This is a genomic window from Legionella parisiensis (assembly GCF_001467945.1).
GTDB lineage: Bacteria > Pseudomonadota > Gammaproteobacteria > Legionellales > Legionellaceae > Legionella > Legionella parisiensis.
In genome coordinates, this window is record NZ_LNYQ01000013.1 from 216,812 (window position 1) to 232,216 (window position 15,405).

The following is a 15,405-nucleotide window of genomic DNA, read 5'->3' on the forward strand; positions in this document are numbered from 1 at the left end:
GATGTGAAATACAAGAGCGGTTTTATATCAAAAAAATGCATTAGTTGCAAGATTTTTGTAAGGACATATAATTCCGACTTTAACAAAATATGAGTGTGATTTATGCAGCGGAAGATAAAAAGTTATGTCTTACGTGCTGGTCGTGTGAGCAATCGACAGCGTCAGGGGTTAGATTTTTGGCTTAAAAATTATGAACTTACTGTAGATGGAACGCCATGGAATTTGTCAAAAGAGTTTGGCCGCACTGCAGATACAGTGATTGAAATAGGTTTTGGGATGGGTGCATCGCTGTTGGCTATGGCTAAAAATAATCCTGAACTCAATTATATAGGCATAGAAGTGCATCAGGCTGGGGTAGGGAGCTTGGCTGCCGATTTACATGAATATAAGTTATTAAATGTGCGTATTGTAGCTCATGATGCAGTTGAAGTATTTCGTACTAAATTGTTGGATAACTCGCTTGCTGGGGTACAAATTTTTTTCCCGGATCCTTGGCATAAGAAACGTCATCATAAAAGACGCTTGATTCAAAAAGAATTTATTCAATTATTGACAAAAAAAATTAAACCGGGCGGGTTTATCCATTGCGCAACCGATTGGCAAGATTATGCGGAACACATGTTAGAAGTTTTATCTACAGAGATGACGCTCCAGAATACACAAAAAGAAGGAGGGTATTCACCCAGACCTTTATCGCGGCCTCTTACTAAATTTGAACAACGTGGGGAACGTTTAGGGCATGGGGTTTGGGATTTGATTTTTACCAAACTGGACGTTTAATACCGTATCCGATAATCAATTTCTTGAAAAATTGGGGGAGGTCTTACTTTGCACCCGCTTGAGCAGTCCGAAATGTTTGATTCTCAAATATCAACGTAGCATCTACATAAGTATGTGTGCATTGGTACTTGAGAAGCAGGACAGTTGGCTTAGATAATTAAATCACAGGGTCCTGACGGTGTTGTAGAAAATATAACTATTCTTTTGATCTTCTATTGTCCAATGTGTAATATAAATCCGGAAGGATATTACAGGGGACGTAACATGGAATTTATCACTGAAATAAATGCAGCTATAAAATCAGGACTAGAAGGATTTAATCTATTCATTGAGCAGAAGTTGCAAATAGAAACGGACTATCTTGAGCGTCCATACTGGACGGAAGGTGGCGTTCAATTGACCGTTTTGAATTATCTGATTCAACAACACGAGGAAAGAAATAAAAACCCTGTTCATGAAGAGAACTCTTCTGATTTGATAGGTTTTATTGATGTAGTCTTAAGTAAAGTTCGCGATAAAAATATTGGTTCGCCCTTGCATCAAGCAATTGCTGCCAATAAAATTAAGCTGGCTTTTCATCTTTTAGAAAATAATGTTTTTGACGTCAACAAACGTGATGAAGAGGCTCGAACCTTATTGTCATTGGTTTTGCCCATTAGAAACCGTCAATTATTGCTAAAAATCTTAGCCTGTAAACCTGACGTGAATGCAGCGACACGTCTTACCGAAGAGCGTATTCCTTTTCAACCGTTACACCAAGCTATAGCATTGGATTTTGCCTCAGGGGTGATCAATTTGGTCAGGAGTGGGGCTGATGTGGCTAATCCTGTAGGCGAGCTGAAAGATACCCCAGTACTGTTGGCGGCACAACAAGGCAAGATAAAGGCACTTGAAGCTTTATTAGAAGAGTCTCCAGTAGAACAACTAAAACTCGAGGCGAGAAATAAAAATTTTGGGGAAGATAAGCAAACAGGCGAAAATGCAATTGAAGCACTTTGTAAAAAGTTGGTTAATAACCGAAACGACAAAGATTTGCTTCATGGGGTTGCCATGTTGCTTTGTCGCGGCGCCGAACCACCGCAAGATGAGGAACTGTGTCAATTATTAGCAGGTAAACGTGGTGATTTGCTCAAAGAAATTGACGATTATATGGATACTAGACCTGAGTTGGTCGATCCTTTTGTGAACCGCTGCCATTTAGCTAATAGCGCATTGTATAATATAATTTATGTGGATCATTCCTGGGGGAGTACCTTGCGCCAGCTTTTTGGCAGACCTAGTGACGCAGCTTTTGCTGTAGAACGGTTGGTTACGCGCAAGTACAGTCGCCGCTCGGAAGGGAGTTCTGAGGGTTGTTTATTGCCAACAGCTGCTGCGGTACCATTAAGAGGAGATGAGCCTCCATTAAAGCTCTATGCGGAATTTGTACGACGCTATAACGAAGCTTATGCAAATCAAAGAATTACCAACCCTTGGAGTACTATGCGTTGGCTGATTGCTGAGGGGAGATGTAATTGGGAAACAGTAAAAGAATATGCTCGTAACCATCCAGGAACCAGGACACAGATTATCTATGATGATATGTTTAAAACTTTGCCTAAAATGAAAGTGCATGAGGTAATTGAAAATTCTTCTGGAGAACCTACTTTTAGCAGCGAAGTTACGTTATAAGTCAAGATGAATAGCTGTTGCATGTCTTTATAATAGAGATGGAAAAACCTTAAATAGTGTATAAAGGAGCCATCTCTATATTAGGATGGATATTATAGGAACATTGAATTAAAATTGTGGGTGCGGCTCTATTTTATCGAGATGTAGTGACTATGAATATTAGCTTGTTACTTTTAATCATGATTTGTTTTATTGGCATGATAAGTCCGGGACCAGATTTTATACTTGTTACAAAAAATGCACTTTTATATCCCAAACGTCAGGCCTTAGCCACCGCCTTAGGTATTGTTACCGGATGTCTTTTCCACGCTACTTATTGTATTCTGGGATTGGCATTCATTATTACTCAAAGTATTGTTCTTTATACCATGATAAAATATGCAGGCGCATGTTACTTAATTTATCTTGGATTAAAAGGCTTAAAACTCAAGCAATCCATCAAAATAAGTCAGGACTTTTCTTCAGTAAAAAATATTACGGTTACAAAAGCTTATATTGAAGGTGTCCTGTGTAATGCTCTAAACCCAAAGCTTGCAGTTTTTTTACTTAGCTTGTTTACTCAGTTTGTCTCAATGCACGCATCAATTGGTGATAAAGCTTTAGTTGCCGGAGTGTTTGTTTCTGAGTCTGTGCTTTATTGGCCGTTGCTCGTTTTATTCCTGCAATCAGATAATGTTCGAAGAGTATTTACTCATTTTCAGTTAGCATTGAGCCGAGTGTTAGGTGGCTTGTTAGTTTATATAGGAATTCGAGTAATGCTAAGTGCAGACTAGACCTATTTCCTTTACTATCTTGGCCAAATTGGTCTCTGAAGCTCATATACCAGGTGTACGCTCTGCTTCAGTGCTTGAAAACAGCCTGATTTGGCTCATCTAGCGAAATGTAAACGGGGCCAAGTTTTTCATGAGGAATAGAATGTCAAAGACAGCCTTAGGTCTAAGAAAAACAGAGTTGGATACACCCTGTTTATTAATTGATAAAAATATTTTGAAATCCAATTTAGAGGCCATGCATCAACATTCTATTGAAAATAATGTAAATGTTAGGCCTCATTGTAAAACCCATAAGTGCTCCAAACTAGCTCGTTTACAGATTGAATATGGCGCAATAGGTGTTAGTGTTGCGAAAATTTCAGAAGCTGAAGTTTTGATTCAGAATGAAATACCCAACGTATTGATTACCTCTCCAATTGTCTCAAAAAATAAAATTTCCAGACTTATTTCATGCCTGGAAAAAGCTCCTTCTACTTTAATAGTCGTTGATAATAAAGAAAATATCATTGCTTTACATGAAGCTGCAGCACGCAATAAAAAAATCATTCATGTGTTAGTGGATGTGGATCCGGGAATAGGCCGTACAGGTATTAAACCAGAAAGCGCTTTAAATTTTGCATTGGAAATTGAGCAATTACCCTGGTTAAACTTGATGGGAATTCAATGTTATGCGGGTAACTTACAGCATATTTCTTCCTTTAGTGAACGAAGAAGGAAATCATTGCAAACGATGCAAATGGCCAGCAATCTTGTAAAAAGCTTTAGAGAAAACGGTCTTAATTGCCCTATATTAACCGGAAGTGGCACGGGGACTTATGATATAGATGTTGATGCGACGGAAGTAACCGAAATTCAACCCGGCTCTTATACTGTTATGGATGTTCAATACTCTACTATTGGTTCAAAAAAAAATGAGAAGCAATTTAACACATTTAAACCGGCAATGACACTTTTGACCACAGTCATCAGTAATAATAGGACAGAGCACGTTACAGTGGATGCAGGTACAAAATCTATTTATGTAGATCAACAAAAGCCCCAGATAATCAGTCATTACGGGCTGGAGTATGATTGGGGTGGATTTGGTGATGAGCACGGCAAAGTTATTGCTGTAAGTGGTTCCCAATTACCAGCAAATGGTGAGGTTTTAGAACTTGTTGTTCCACATTGCGACCCAAGCATTAATTTATTCGACCAATTTTTTATTACTGAAAATGATGTTGTAGTCGATATTTGGGATATTGATCTTAGAGGAAAGTGTCAATAGGAGCCTCAGGATTTAACCCTCTTATTACATCCGTTTATGTAAAGAAATTCATGCTCTGTGAAAAAAATAAGAATCCATATTGAGCTAATTACATTCGGAGAACTTGCTTAAACTTCATATACCCCATAGAATTCTAGTTTTCTTAGAATTTGCCAGGAGAGTAGTACATGGGGTGGAATGAGCCAGATAAAGGGAAAGATCCCTGGAAGGGTAAAAATCAGCCTCCAGATTTGGATGAAGCTCTTAAACGCGTTCATGACAAATTGAAGAAGTTATTTGGAGGAGGTCCAGCTAAAACAGGTAATGAACCGACCAAAAAATCAAATGGTGGTTTGATGACTCTAGTAGTTATTTTAATTGCTTTTATCCTTTGGGTACTTTCTGGCATCTTTATTGTCGATCCTGCGGAGCAAGCGGTCATTCTACGTTTTGGTAAATACGTTGAAACTGTGGGTCCAGGACCACATTGGATCCCAAGAATTATTTCTTCCAAAATCATCATGAATGTGGACAGAGTGTTGGATTACTCCTATTCTGGACAAATGCTTACCAGAGATGAAAATCTGGTTTCTGTATCTGTAGCGGTACAATATCGCATCGGTGATCTTGAGGATTATTTATTTAATGTGGCTAACCCCGAAGAAAGTTTGCAGCAAGCTACTTCAAGTGCTCTAAGACAAGTAGTGGGTACAACTACGCTAGATCAAATGATTACTGAAGGACGTGAAGTTTGGGGCAACAAAGTACAAGATACTCTAATAAAAACATTGGAGTTATATAAAACTGGTATTTTGATTGTTAATGTATCACCCCAACCAGCACGTGCACCTGAAAGTGTACAAGAGGCTTTTGATGATGCGATTAAGGCACAGGAAGATGAAAAACGCTTTAAAGAGCAAGCTTATGCCTACGCAGCGAAGGTAGTACCGATTGCTGAAGGAAGGGCAAGTCGTATCCAACAAGAAGCGGAAGCCTATTCCAAACAGGTGGTTTTGAATGCCCAGGGGGAGGTCTCTGAATTCCTGGCTTTACTTCCTCAATATACTGCAACTCCAACAATTACAGCAGAACGTATGTATTTGGAAACAATGCAACAAGTATTAAGCAAGAGCACAAAGATCATTGTTGATAGCAAAACAGGTAATTTGATGTATCTGCCTTTAGATAAGTTGTTTGAAAAATACTCAGGTTTCTCTCATGAGACTGCAAAAAACGGTAAAGTGGATGATGAATCCAGTGAGACAGAGAATTTGGTCGATGGTCGTGAGTTTACCAGACCTATTTATCGACAAGGGAGAAATGAATAATGAAAACTATGGGTAGAACCCTTGGCATTTTGAGCTTTTTAATACTTCTCTTTTTACTGACCAGTGTATTTACCATAACACAAGGGCAGCAAGGTATTCTTTTGCGTTTAGGCCGTTTGGTCGATGATGAGTCGACTCATAAATTTAAAGTCTTATATCCTGGATTGCATTTTAAAGTACCGTTTATCGAAAATGTACGCATTTTTGATACCCGTATTCAGACAATGGATATTAAATCGACCCGTATTGTTACTAAGGAAAAAAAGGACGTAATGGTTGATTATTATGTTAAATGGCAAATCACTGATTTGGCTCAGTATTTTAAATCAACTGGGGGTAGTGAATTTAAAGCAGAAACATTATTGGAACAACAATTAAATACCTTATTGCGTGCTCAGTTCGGTAAACGTACTATTCCCGAGGTAGTATCTGGCGGCCGTGACGATTTAACGGAATTGTTGCGTCAAGCTGCCCAAAAGCAAGCAGGTGGATTAGGTATTATCGTTGTTGATGTACGTATTAAAGGCATAGAGTTGCCAGCCAATACCAGTAATGCTATTTATCAGCGCATGCGTGCAGATATGCAGAAAATTGCGAACAGGCATCGTGCTGACGGCCAGGCAGCTGCTGAAGAAATAAAAGCAAAGGCTGACGCTGATGTCATGGTCTTGTTAGCAAAAACTCGCAGTAACGCACAAAAAGTAAGAGCAATTGGACAAGCACGCGCAGCATCAATTTATGCGGATGCATACAATAAAAACAAGGATTTCTTTACTTTATTTCGCAGCTTACTCGCATACGAAGAGAGTTTTAATAGTAAAAGAGATATTTTGGTATTGGATCAAAGTAGCGCATTTTTTGATTATTTTAAAGCGGCTATACCAAAAAATGATGGTGTACCTGCTAAAAAGTAACTATAATGTCAGATTTTGGTAACTATCATCCCTGCCCTTATATCGTAGAAAGCGCTCAGATTTTAAGGCAGTTTGAGTGAAAAATATTCTGAAAATGCATCACATCAATGGCTATGTGCGCGTACCTTCGGAATATTTTCATTTGAGAGCCCCACATAGGGCTAAGTAGTAAATATTTTTATTGAAATTGGTTTAGTGATTCGTAATTTAGAGCGATGAACAAGCATTGTGCAAATTAAGGTAGATCATGGGTAAAAACGTTGTTGTTTTAGGAACGCAGTGGGGCGATGAAGGCAAAGGTAAAATTGTCGATTTATTAACCCACGATGCGCAGGTTGTTGTCCGTTATCAAGGCGGACATAATGCAGGTCATACCTTAAAAATTAATGGGGTGAAAACAGTTCTCCGTCTTATTCCATCAGGCATGTTAAGACCTCATGTTACATGCTACATTGCAAATGGTGTAGTTCTTTCGCCCGATGCCCTATTGGGAGAAATTAAAGAATTAGAGCAAAGTGGAATTGATGTTCGTTCCCGCTTACGTATTAGTATGGCTTGTCCATTGATTCTTCCTTGTCATGTTGCAATGGATAAAGCACGCGAAGCGCATATGGGAGACTCAGCGATTGGTACAACCGGACGTGGTATAGGACCTGCGTATGAAGACAAAATTGCCCGCCGTGCATTAAAAGTCAGCGATTTATTTCATCCAGAGCGTTTTGAAAAAAAATTAACTGATCTTTTAGATTACTATAACTTTATTTTAACGCAATATTTCAAGCAGCCTGCTGTGGAGCTTCAACCTATATTGGATTCTGCTTTTCAATGGGCTAAAGAATTACGTCCAATGGCTTTTGACGTTTCTGCTTGTTTGCATGAGCATAGGGAGCAAGGAGATAATATTTTATTTGAAGGAGCGCAAGGAGTCTATCTGGATATTGATCATGGCACTTATCCTTTTGTTACTTCATCAAATACTTGTGTCGGGTCGGTAGTTAATGGTGCAGGATTTGGGCCCAAATATATTGATTATATTTTAGGGATTACTAAAGCCTATACTACACGTGTCGGCGGCGGTCCTTTCCCTACAGAGCTTTTTGATGAAGTGGGTAAACAGATTGCTGAACGAGGTCAGGAGTTTGGGGCTGTTACCGGGAGACCTAGACGCTGTGGATGGTTTGACGCTGTTCTATTAAAACATTCAATTGAGTTAAATAGTATTACGGCATTATGCATCACGAAGCTGGATGTTCTGGATACAATAGATGTCTTGCGCATTGCTGTTGCTTACAAAGACGAAAACGGTAATTTAATTTCTCGTCCTCCTCAAGCAGCCGCTGATTTCCAAGGTTTAGAGCCTATTTACGAAGAAATGCCTGGTTGGCACGAATCTACTGCTGATATTACAAACTTAAATGATTTGCCTGCAAATGCTCTTGCTTATTTAAAACGAATAGAAAATCTGCTCAAGGTGCCTATTGATATATTATCAACTGGTCCAGAGCGTGATTCGACAATTATTTTACGAGATCCATTCAAAATTTAATCGTATCGTTTTGAATAAATGAAAAGTGTAGCCTGGGTGCGCGTAACCCGGGTTTTTTTGCTGTAGATATAGATTTTCCCAGGGTTACGCTTCGTTAGTTTAAACCACAAAAATTAGATTTTAAAATTTATTTTCAAATGCACGTAGCTTTTGTTCTAGATCCCACTGTAATTGTGCTTTCTCGTTTGCTTTTATAAACTGCTGACAGCTTTTACTCTCTAAATTTTGGCAATCAGGGATTAATTGGGCTTTATCTGCATCGGACCAAATGCTGTTTCCAGGTAAAAATGCATAAGTTAGTACATTTCTATTGATTTGTTTTAAGGTTTGATAATCCAAATCATGATTCAATACAGCTTCTACATATTGCTGGCTTAAATTGGTCCGCAATATGCCTTCATCATCAGTGGATAAAACAACAGGAATATGGTGTTGAAGATAAAAATTCAACGGATGGCTGCGACCTGAAACCTTTAATATTTTAAGGTTACTGATTAGATTAATTTCTACCGCCTTATGGTGCTTAGCCATGTAATTTAAAGTGCTTTTTACATTATTTTCTTGGGCAATATCTACTCCATGTCCAATTCGCTGGGCTTGACCGATAAAAAGTGCATCATGAATGTGATAATCCAATTCTTCCGGAGTCACAATTTCCTGAGTTAGTTCACCTGCATGTAATGCAATATTAACCTGTGGATATACTTCGTGTAGATACTCATACATTTGCATTTGTTTGCGATAGTCACGTAAAGAAATAATGCCATCTTCGGGCTGTACCAAATTAACACCAACGAGAGCGCCCTTACTTTCCATTGATTGGCTTACCGCTTCAAAAGCATTCAGTGTTTGTGCAAAAAGGTTATCTAAAGATTGTTCTCTAAGAGAATAATACAAAAATTTAACTTTGATTTGGCATGCTTTTTTTTCTGGATTGGTATCACAGCCTAATTCCTGATGTGCTTGCTGTATTATTCGATTGGCTTCTATTGCAGTATAATTGATATTGCTTTGAAAATCCTGGTTTGCTAATAAAAGCTTTCTTTTTTGACTAAAGGAAGTAGTCTCTTTGAGAAGATCACCAAAGCTAGCTGAATGAGCGTTATCCGGTAAAATCATTAACTCCATGTAATGCTCATTTTGTTGCGCTGCAGTTTGCAGCACTGCTGCGACCAATTCAGGGTGATGATCAGCAACTATTGCATTGAACTTGTAGAATGAGCTGAAAAAATGATCATGACCAGATTCTTTTCCTGGAATAAAATCTTTCATAGACCAACTCTTGACCGTATTTGCATAGAGCTCGGGATGATTAAGCAGATCTTTGGTGTCGACACCATGACATGCAGCAGGGTTTTTACTGACCGCCCAAGTGGTTGTGTTTAAGCAATAATTATCTTTAGATGCGAGTTCCAGCATGATTTCTGGATATGCGCCTCCAGCTAAGTGATAATGTAATTCTCCACCTTTGGGCATACTCTTAAAAAAAGCATATAAGGCGTTGGAATCATTTTTTATTTGGTCAAAATACGATTGAACATTAGCTTGAGCAAAAGAGAAAAAAAATAAACCGGTCAGTAATAAAGTTGATTTAATATAGTTCATTGTATTCGAAAATATGTCAATTTTGTGGAGATTATCGCACAATTATTATTAAATCCCAACCATTGTATTTAGATTCTATTCATAGCAAAATAATTTTACTGCTCTTCTGGACAAACAAATAAGCTCTATCAGTGGAGTGTATCAAGCGGGTATTAAAGGGCGCAGCAATTTGAAGCAAATAAGTCTAATCAATTAGGATGATGAATATGAACTATTTTTTATCAAAAATTTACACCGTTTTAGGTGCTTTTTTTGTATCGCTCATAGCAGTAAGTTTTTGTGATGCGGCATCAGGTTTGGACAAAGCTCAAAATAAAACCAAAATGACAATCAATGTTGGTATTTATGCTCCTTTTTCCAAGGAATCTGCATTTATTGGTAGAAATATGCTAGGTGCAATGGAAATTGCGCGTGATCAGTTACAATCCTCAGAGATTAATTATGAGTTTTATACCCTGGATAAAATGCCGAATAATGCTCATGCAGCAAAAACCGTGCAAAAATTTATCGAGGCACATCATATTAATGTATTATTGACAGAAGGATCTGAAAGTGGGACTTTAGTGGCACCTTTGGCAAAACTAAATAATATCATTCATTTTTGTCTCACCGATAATACAATTATTTCTGATGGAAAAAATAATTTTCAGGCCCAAAGCCCCAATCACAAACATGCTGCTGTTTTGACTAAATCAATGAAACCAGAATTTATTGCTCAATACAAACAAGAATACCTTAGTCATCCTGTCAGTGAAGCAGGCTATGCTTTTGATATATTCCATCTGCTTCATAGTAGTGCTTTACTTGCTCGGAAAACGCATGCGGATTTTTCCAGTCAGGCAATTGCAACACATTTGTTGGCGCTTGAACCTGGAACTGGGGTAATGGGTACTTTTAATTTAGATAAAAATGGGGTTTCTTATAAGAAGCACATACTTACGGCCTAATTTAATTTAAATTGCTGAAAGTATTTGATGAGTAGCATCCAGGCTACAACTTTTACTCTATAAAAAAGAAGAGGAGCCAACCCCTTGGCTCCTCTTCACGTTCAGTTGCTAATTATCTGTTTGCTAAAGCCATACCTTCCAGGACTGTCAAAGCAGCATAGAGCTGATAATCATTATGCATTAAATCATCTACTTTCACCTTGATATCTTTGGTTTTAGTAGTTTCCGAATTATTTTTATTCACTAAATGTCCATTAAGACTTGCTTCACTAAAGCCTGTGAGATCAGAAGGCTTCGCAGCAGTTTTAGGGATTTCCACCTCATTAACCACGATATCAGGTATTATTCCTTGAGCTTGAATTGATGTTCCTGATGGAGTGTAATAAAGAGCAGTAGTTAACTTAATGCCTGTTTTTTCATCTAATGGTAACACGGTTTGTACTGAACCTTTACCAAAGCTTGTTGTACCAAGAATAACAGCTCGTTTATTGTCTTTAAGCGCACCGGCTACAATTTCGGCCGCAGATGCAGAACCATTATTAATTAATACAACCATTGGGGCATTATGTAAGACATCAACTCCCTTAGATATGGCAGTAAAGTCTGAGCCAGGTAGACGTCCTTTAGTTGAGACAATTGTTTCTGGCTTACCTGATTCGTCTTTACCAAGAAATGCGTCAGAAACCTGAATTGCTGAATCAAGCAATCCTCCTGGGTTGTTACGTAAATCCAGTATTAGACCTTTTAAATTTCCGTCAGATTGTTGTTTTAATCTATCAATAGCTTGCAACATATCTTTTCCAGTCAATGCTTGGAATTGAGTTAAGCGAATGTAACCATAGCCAGGAGAAAGCATTTTGCTTTGTACACTTTTTATTTGAATAATTTCTCTTATTAAATCAAAAGTTAGTGCTTTGTTAATCCCTTTACGCAACACAGTCAATTGAATAGTACTTCCAGCTTTACCACGCATGAGGTTGACCGCATCCTTAAGAGAAAGACCTTGTACGGATTCTTTTCCTAATTTAATAATGTAGTCTCCAGATTTGATTCCTGCTTTAAAGGCTGGAGTGTCAACGAGAGGAGTAACTACTTTAACAACACCATCTTCCATAGTGACTTCTAACCCTAAACCACCAAACTCACCGCTTGTTGATGTTTGCAGGTCTTTAAACTCTTCTTCATCCAAATAACTGGAATGGGGATCAAGACCACTAAGCATACCACGAATGGCATTATCAAAAAGTTCTTTATCATCAATCGGCTTAACGTAATATTTTTTAATTTCGCCTATAGCATTAGAAAATCTTTGTACATCTTCTAAAGGAACCGCTTTAGTGGTACTGGAGCTAGTAGAAGTATCTGTATTGGCCTCATCATCTGCAAAACTTGTCAGAGGTAACATAAGAGTAAACGCGTATACTATCGCAAGCGAGCGTGGATATAGTTTTCTAATCAACATAGCGATCTCCTCAGATGCAAGGCTACAAAATAAGCCATCTTCTTTATTGTAATTATTGAAATGCAATTAAGGTGCCAGGGTTTAATCTACGACAGCCAATTAAGTGGTGGAATAGCTTTACCCTTTAGTCTTATTTCAAAGTATAGACCGTTTTGTTTAATTCCGCCGGTGTGTCCTACACTTGCAATTTGCTCATTTTGCCGTACATATTGGCCTTTGCTTTTAAACAAAGATTGATTATGAGCGTATAACGTCATAAAACCTTGTCCGTGATCAATAATAAGAAGCAAACCATATCCTTTAAGCCAATCGCTAAATACTACTTTCCCAGGATAAACGGCGGTAACTACTGTTCCTTCCTCGGCAAAAAATGTCACTCCTTGGTTCATTTTGCGCAGAGAATGGCTCTGACTCTGGATCGGTACCGGCAATTTTTTGCGCATCTGACTAAAGGGAGTGCTCGTTTGGTTGAATGGTCTGTTTGTTGGGGTACTACTTTGTTGCGCTAATGACTTGAGCAAGCGTGCTAAATTCTCTTTATTTTTTTGTACCTCCCGCAAGATGTTTTGTTTATCTTGAATTTCATGATTAAGTGATTGAATTAAAGTAGTATGATAACTTTTATTCTGTTGCAGTTGTTGCTGATGCTGAGTAAGCTCTGCTTTGAGTTGTTTGTTAGCGATAAGTTCCACCCGGAGATTTTCTTTACTTTCACTAAGACTGACGCGTGTTTTATCGATTTTCTCAATAAGTTGTTGCCGTGATTTAACAATATATTGGTAGTAAGTTAGAATTCGACTCACTTTATTGGGATCGTTCTGATTAAGTAATAATTTAAGCGGTTGATATTCCCCCATTTGGTAACGAGCACGGACATGGTTGGCTAATAATTGTTGTTGGGTAATCAGTTGTTGATTTAATTGATTGACCTGTTTTTGTAAGTCCTTAATTTTATTTTCTTTATTCTTAATATCATCCTGTATGGAATGTAGCTTATGAACTCCTTCACCAATTTGCTTTTCAGTTTCTGACAATTCCTTATTTAAAACGCCTTGTTTATCGTGAGCTGAGTTTAGGTTTTGTTGAAGGCTTCTAATTTGAGCATCCAATTGCTTTAACTTATTTTGCGTTTGCAGCACAGTAGAAGCCGACTCTGCATGCACACTAAAGGAGAAAAGCATACTAAAGATGGTAACATGGGTTCTGCGCCGAATATCTCTTCGCATTTCTACCGCAAGTTTCGCAAGAGGTCTGCTATTAAATGTTAATTTTTGTCTGATCGCTATAAAACTCTGGGTGCAGTAATGCTTAACCTCAGAGCAACATAAATTATAAGAAACAGTGTAATTCCGTTTATTCATGGGTATTTTTTTCTAACAATTGATGACCTGTCATTTCCTCTGGAGGAGTAATACCAAGTAAAGCAAGCATCGTTGGTGCGATATCAATTAAGCTTCCTTCGCTCCGGGAAAAATGCCATTGACCGCCGACGTATACTAAGGGTACAGGTTCACTAGTATGAGCAGTATGTGCTTGAAGTGTTGTTTCGTCAAACATTTCTTCTGCATTGCCATGATCTGAAGTAATGAGTAATTTTCCACCTTGTTTTTCCAGCGCATTCCAGACTTTACCCATGCATTGATCAAGACATTCTATTGCGCGGATTGTCGCCTTAAAATTTCCGCTATGCCCTACCATGTCGGCATTGGCATAATTACAAATAATGACGTCATAAGCATGACTGTTAATTGCCTCGATCAAGCATTCTGTTAATTGGGGGGCGCTCATTTCAGGTTGTAAATCATATGTGGTGACTTTGGGGGATGCAATTAAGATTCTTTTTTCGTGAGTAAAAACATTTTCATTGCCACCATTGAAGAAAAAAGTTACATGGGCATATTTTTCTGTTTCTGCAATGCGTAATTGACTTAATCCATGAGCTGCGAGAACTTCCCCTAAAGTATTATTTAAAGGAATAGGAGGGAAAGCTTGGGTCGTAGGTAAGTTTTTATCATATTGAGTCATACTGACAAAATAGGATAATTGAGGTTGTGCAGAGCGGTTAAATTTTTTAAATGTTGGATCAATAAAAGCGGTGGTTAATTGCCGGGCTCTGTCCGCTCGAAAATTAAAGAAGAACACGGCATCTCCATCTTCGATTGGTTTCTTTTCGCCTATAAGAGTAGGAGGTATGAATTCATCAGACAGATTTTGCTGATAATAAGACTTTATGGCTGTTTCTGCATCCAAAAAATGATGCTCACTGTTACCTTGAGTTAATAAAGTATAGACTGGCTCAATTCTTTCCCAACGATTGTCTCTGTCCATGGCATAATAGCGCCCGCTAATCGAACATACTCGGCCAACCGGATGTGTATTTAGCTCTGCATTAAGCCGCTCTAAGCTGTGGAGCACACTTTGTGGTGGAGTATCACGCCCATCTAAAAATAAATGCAAAAACACCGAAGTAAATTTTTGTTGGGCACATAGGTTGAGCAGGGCAAATAAATGATGTTCGTGACTGTGGACTCCTCCTGGGGAAAACAACCCCATAATGTGCAAGGATTTTCCAGTTTTCTGTAAGGTAGAAATTACTTCATGGAAAACTGGGTTCTTGGCAAATTCTCCATTCTTTATGCTTTTGTTAATGCGTGTGTAATCTTGTTGTATTACTCTGCCTGCACCAATATGCATATGTCCTACTTCTGAATTACCCATTTGCGCATCAGGTAAACCGACTGCGAATCCAGATGCTTGTAAAAGAATGTGAGGACAGTTTTCCCACCATTCATCCCATTGAGGCGTGTTGGCTTGGGCAATTGCATTATGATGATTATTTTCGTTATAGCCCCAGCCATCTAAGATCATGAGCAACAAGGGTGCTTTTTTTTGCATGTAATGCTCCATAGAATACAGTCAAATTTGGTGGGTGAATTATACATTACTTGGTAGGTATTTCGTAATGTGTTTACTTTTTCATAGTTTCTTGAATAACAAATTTAAAATCATGTCCTTCACTCATTTTGGTAAATCGCTTTCTTGTGTTTTTTTCCTAAAAAAGTGCATTATATTGTTAACATACAAGGGTGAATAGTGACATTTTTGTATTAAAAAGGTTAGACTATGCACCATT

General features: G+C 38.1%; 12 protein-coding genes. 8 read left to right on the forward strand and 4 right to left on the reverse strand.

The features are described from left to right. Nucleotides 1–102: 102 nt before the first annotated feature. The 7 genes from trmB (at nucleotide 103) to Lpar_RS07075 (ending at nucleotide 8,258) form a co-directional block, all read left to right on the forward strand. Complete coding sequence (trmB, locus tag Lpar_RS07045) at nucleotides 103–780, forward strand: tRNA (guanosine(46)-N7)-methyltransferase TrmB (RefSeq protein ID WP_058517279.1); 678 nt, start codon at nucleotides 103–105, stop codon at nucleotides 778–780. Between the two features lie 264 nt (nucleotides 781–1,044). Beyond that, on the forward strand, nucleotides 1,045–2,451 hold the full coding sequence (ankC, locus tag Lpar_RS07050; RefSeq protein ID WP_058517280.1) for a Dot/Icm T4SS effector AnkC/LegA12: 1,407 nt from the start codon (nucleotides 1,045–1,047) through the stop codon (nucleotides 2,449–2,451). Between the two features lie 116 nt (nucleotides 2,452–2,567). Next, entirely contained in the window at nucleotides 2,568–3,224 is a 657-nt protein-coding gene (locus Lpar_RS07055; protein ID WP_237759358.1) for a LysE family translocator, read from the forward strand. Between the two features lie 142 nt (nucleotides 3,225–3,366). After that, a complete protein-coding gene (locus tag Lpar_RS07060) occupies nucleotides 3,367–4,491 on the forward strand; it encodes a DSD1 family PLP-dependent enzyme (protein ID WP_058517281.1) in 1,125 nt (374 codons plus the stop codon). 167 nt (nucleotides 4,492–4,658) lie between these two features. Further along, nucleotides 4,659–5,798, forward strand: coding sequence for an FtsH protease activity modulator HflK (hflK, locus tag Lpar_RS07065; protein WP_058517282.1), 1,140 nt, complete (start codon nucleotides 4,659–4,661; stop codon nucleotides 5,796–5,798). Beyond that, nucleotides 5,798–6,712: a protease modulator HflC gene (hflC, locus tag Lpar_RS07070; protein WP_058517283.1), complete on the forward strand. Its 915-nt coding sequence runs from the start codon at nucleotides 5,798–5,800 to the stop codon at nucleotides 6,710–6,712. Before hflK ends, hflC begins: the two co-directional genes overlap by 1 nt. A 247-nt stretch (nucleotides 6,713–6,959) precedes the next feature. Continuing rightward, nucleotides 6,960–8,258 carry an adenylosuccinate synthase gene (locus Lpar_RS07075; protein WP_058517284.1) on the forward strand — a complete coding sequence of 433 codons (1,299 nt, stop codon included), beginning with the start codon at nucleotides 6,960–6,962 and terminating at the stop codon, nucleotides 8,256–8,258. Nucleotides 8,259–8,378: 120 nt separating this feature from the next. Here Lpar_RS07075 and Lpar_RS07080 read toward each other — a convergent pair whose 3' ends face one another. Beyond that, a complete protein-coding gene (locus tag Lpar_RS07080; RefSeq protein ID WP_058517285.1) occupies nucleotides 8,379–9,863 on the reverse strand; it encodes an adenosine deaminase family protein in 1,485 nt (494 codons plus the stop codon). A 206-nt stretch (nucleotides 9,864–10,069) separates the two neighbouring features. Between Lpar_RS07080 and Lpar_RS07085 the strand changes: the two genes are divergently transcribed. Further along, complete coding sequence (locus Lpar_RS07085) at nucleotides 10,070–10,810, forward strand: type 1 periplasmic-binding domain-containing protein (protein ID WP_058517286.1); 741 nt, start codon at nucleotides 10,070–10,072, stop codon at nucleotides 10,808–10,810. A 112-nt stretch (nucleotides 10,811–10,922) separates the two neighbouring features. Here the strand turns inward: Lpar_RS07085 and Lpar_RS07090 are convergent, their stop codons facing one another. The 3 genes from Lpar_RS07090 to gpmI form a co-directional block, all read right to left on the reverse strand. After that, nucleotides 10,923–12,272, reverse strand: coding sequence for a S41 family peptidase (locus tag Lpar_RS07090; RefSeq protein ID WP_058517287.1), 1,350 nt, complete (start codon nucleotides 12,270–12,272; stop codon nucleotides 10,923–10,925). Between the two features lie 86 nt (nucleotides 12,273–12,358). After that, nucleotides 12,359–13,498, reverse strand: a complete 1,140-nt coding sequence (locus tag Lpar_RS07095) for a murein hydrolase activator EnvC family protein (RefSeq protein WP_420324266.1) — start codon at nucleotides 13,496–13,498, stop codon at nucleotides 12,359–12,361. Between the two features lie 127 nt (nucleotides 13,499–13,625). After that, the gene (gene gpmI, locus Lpar_RS07100) at nucleotides 13,626–15,167 is read right to left on the reverse strand and encodes a 2,3-bisphosphoglycerate-independent phosphoglycerate mutase (RefSeq protein ID WP_058517289.1); all 1,542 of its coding nucleotides are present in this window, start codon (nucleotides 15,165–15,167) and stop codon (nucleotides 13,626–13,628) included. Nucleotides 15,168–15,405: the final 238 nt, after the last annotated feature.

Excerpts from the sequence above, each read along its gene's own strand:
- Lpar_RS07095 (WP_420324266.1), bottom strand. The coding sequence starts at position 13,498 with ATGCGAAGAGATATTCGGCGCAGAACCCATGTTACCATCTTTAGTATG.
- Lpar_RS07060 (WP_058517281.1), top strand. The coding sequence starts at position 3,367 with ATGTCAAAGACAGCCTTAGGTCTAAGAAAAACAGAGTTGGATACACCC.
- trmB (WP_058517279.1), top strand. The coding sequence starts at position 103 with ATGCAGCGGAAGATAAAAAGTTATGTCTTACGTGCTGGTCGTGTGAGC.
- gpmI (WP_058517289.1), bottom strand. The coding sequence starts at position 15,167 with ATGCAAAAAAAAGCACCCTTGTTGCTCATGATCTTAGATGGCTGGGGC.
- hflK (WP_058517282.1), top strand. The coding sequence starts at position 4,659 with ATGGGGTGGAATGAGCCAGATAAAGGGAAAGATCCCTGGAAGGGTAAA.
- Lpar_RS07085 (WP_058517286.1), top strand. The coding sequence starts at position 10,070 with ATGAACTATTTTTTATCAAAAATTTACACCGTTTTAGGTGCTTTTTTT.
- hflC (WP_058517283.1), top strand. The coding sequence starts at position 5,798 with ATGAAAACTATGGGTAGAACCCTTGGCATTTTGAGCTTTTTAATACTT.
- ankC (WP_058517280.1), top strand. The coding sequence starts at position 1,045 with ATGGAATTTATCACTGAAATAAATGCAGCTATAAAATCAGGACTAGAA.
- Lpar_RS07075 (WP_058517284.1), top strand. The coding sequence starts at position 6,960 with ATGGGTAAAAACGTTGTTGTTTTAGGAACGCAGTGGGGCGATGAAGGC.
- Lpar_RS07080 (WP_058517285.1), bottom strand. The coding sequence starts at position 9,863 with ATGAACTATATTAAATCAACTTTATTACTGACCGGTTTATTTTTTTTC.
- Lpar_RS07090 (WP_058517287.1), bottom strand. The coding sequence starts at position 12,272 with ATGTTGATTAGAAAACTATATCCACGCTCGCTTGCGATAGTATACGCG.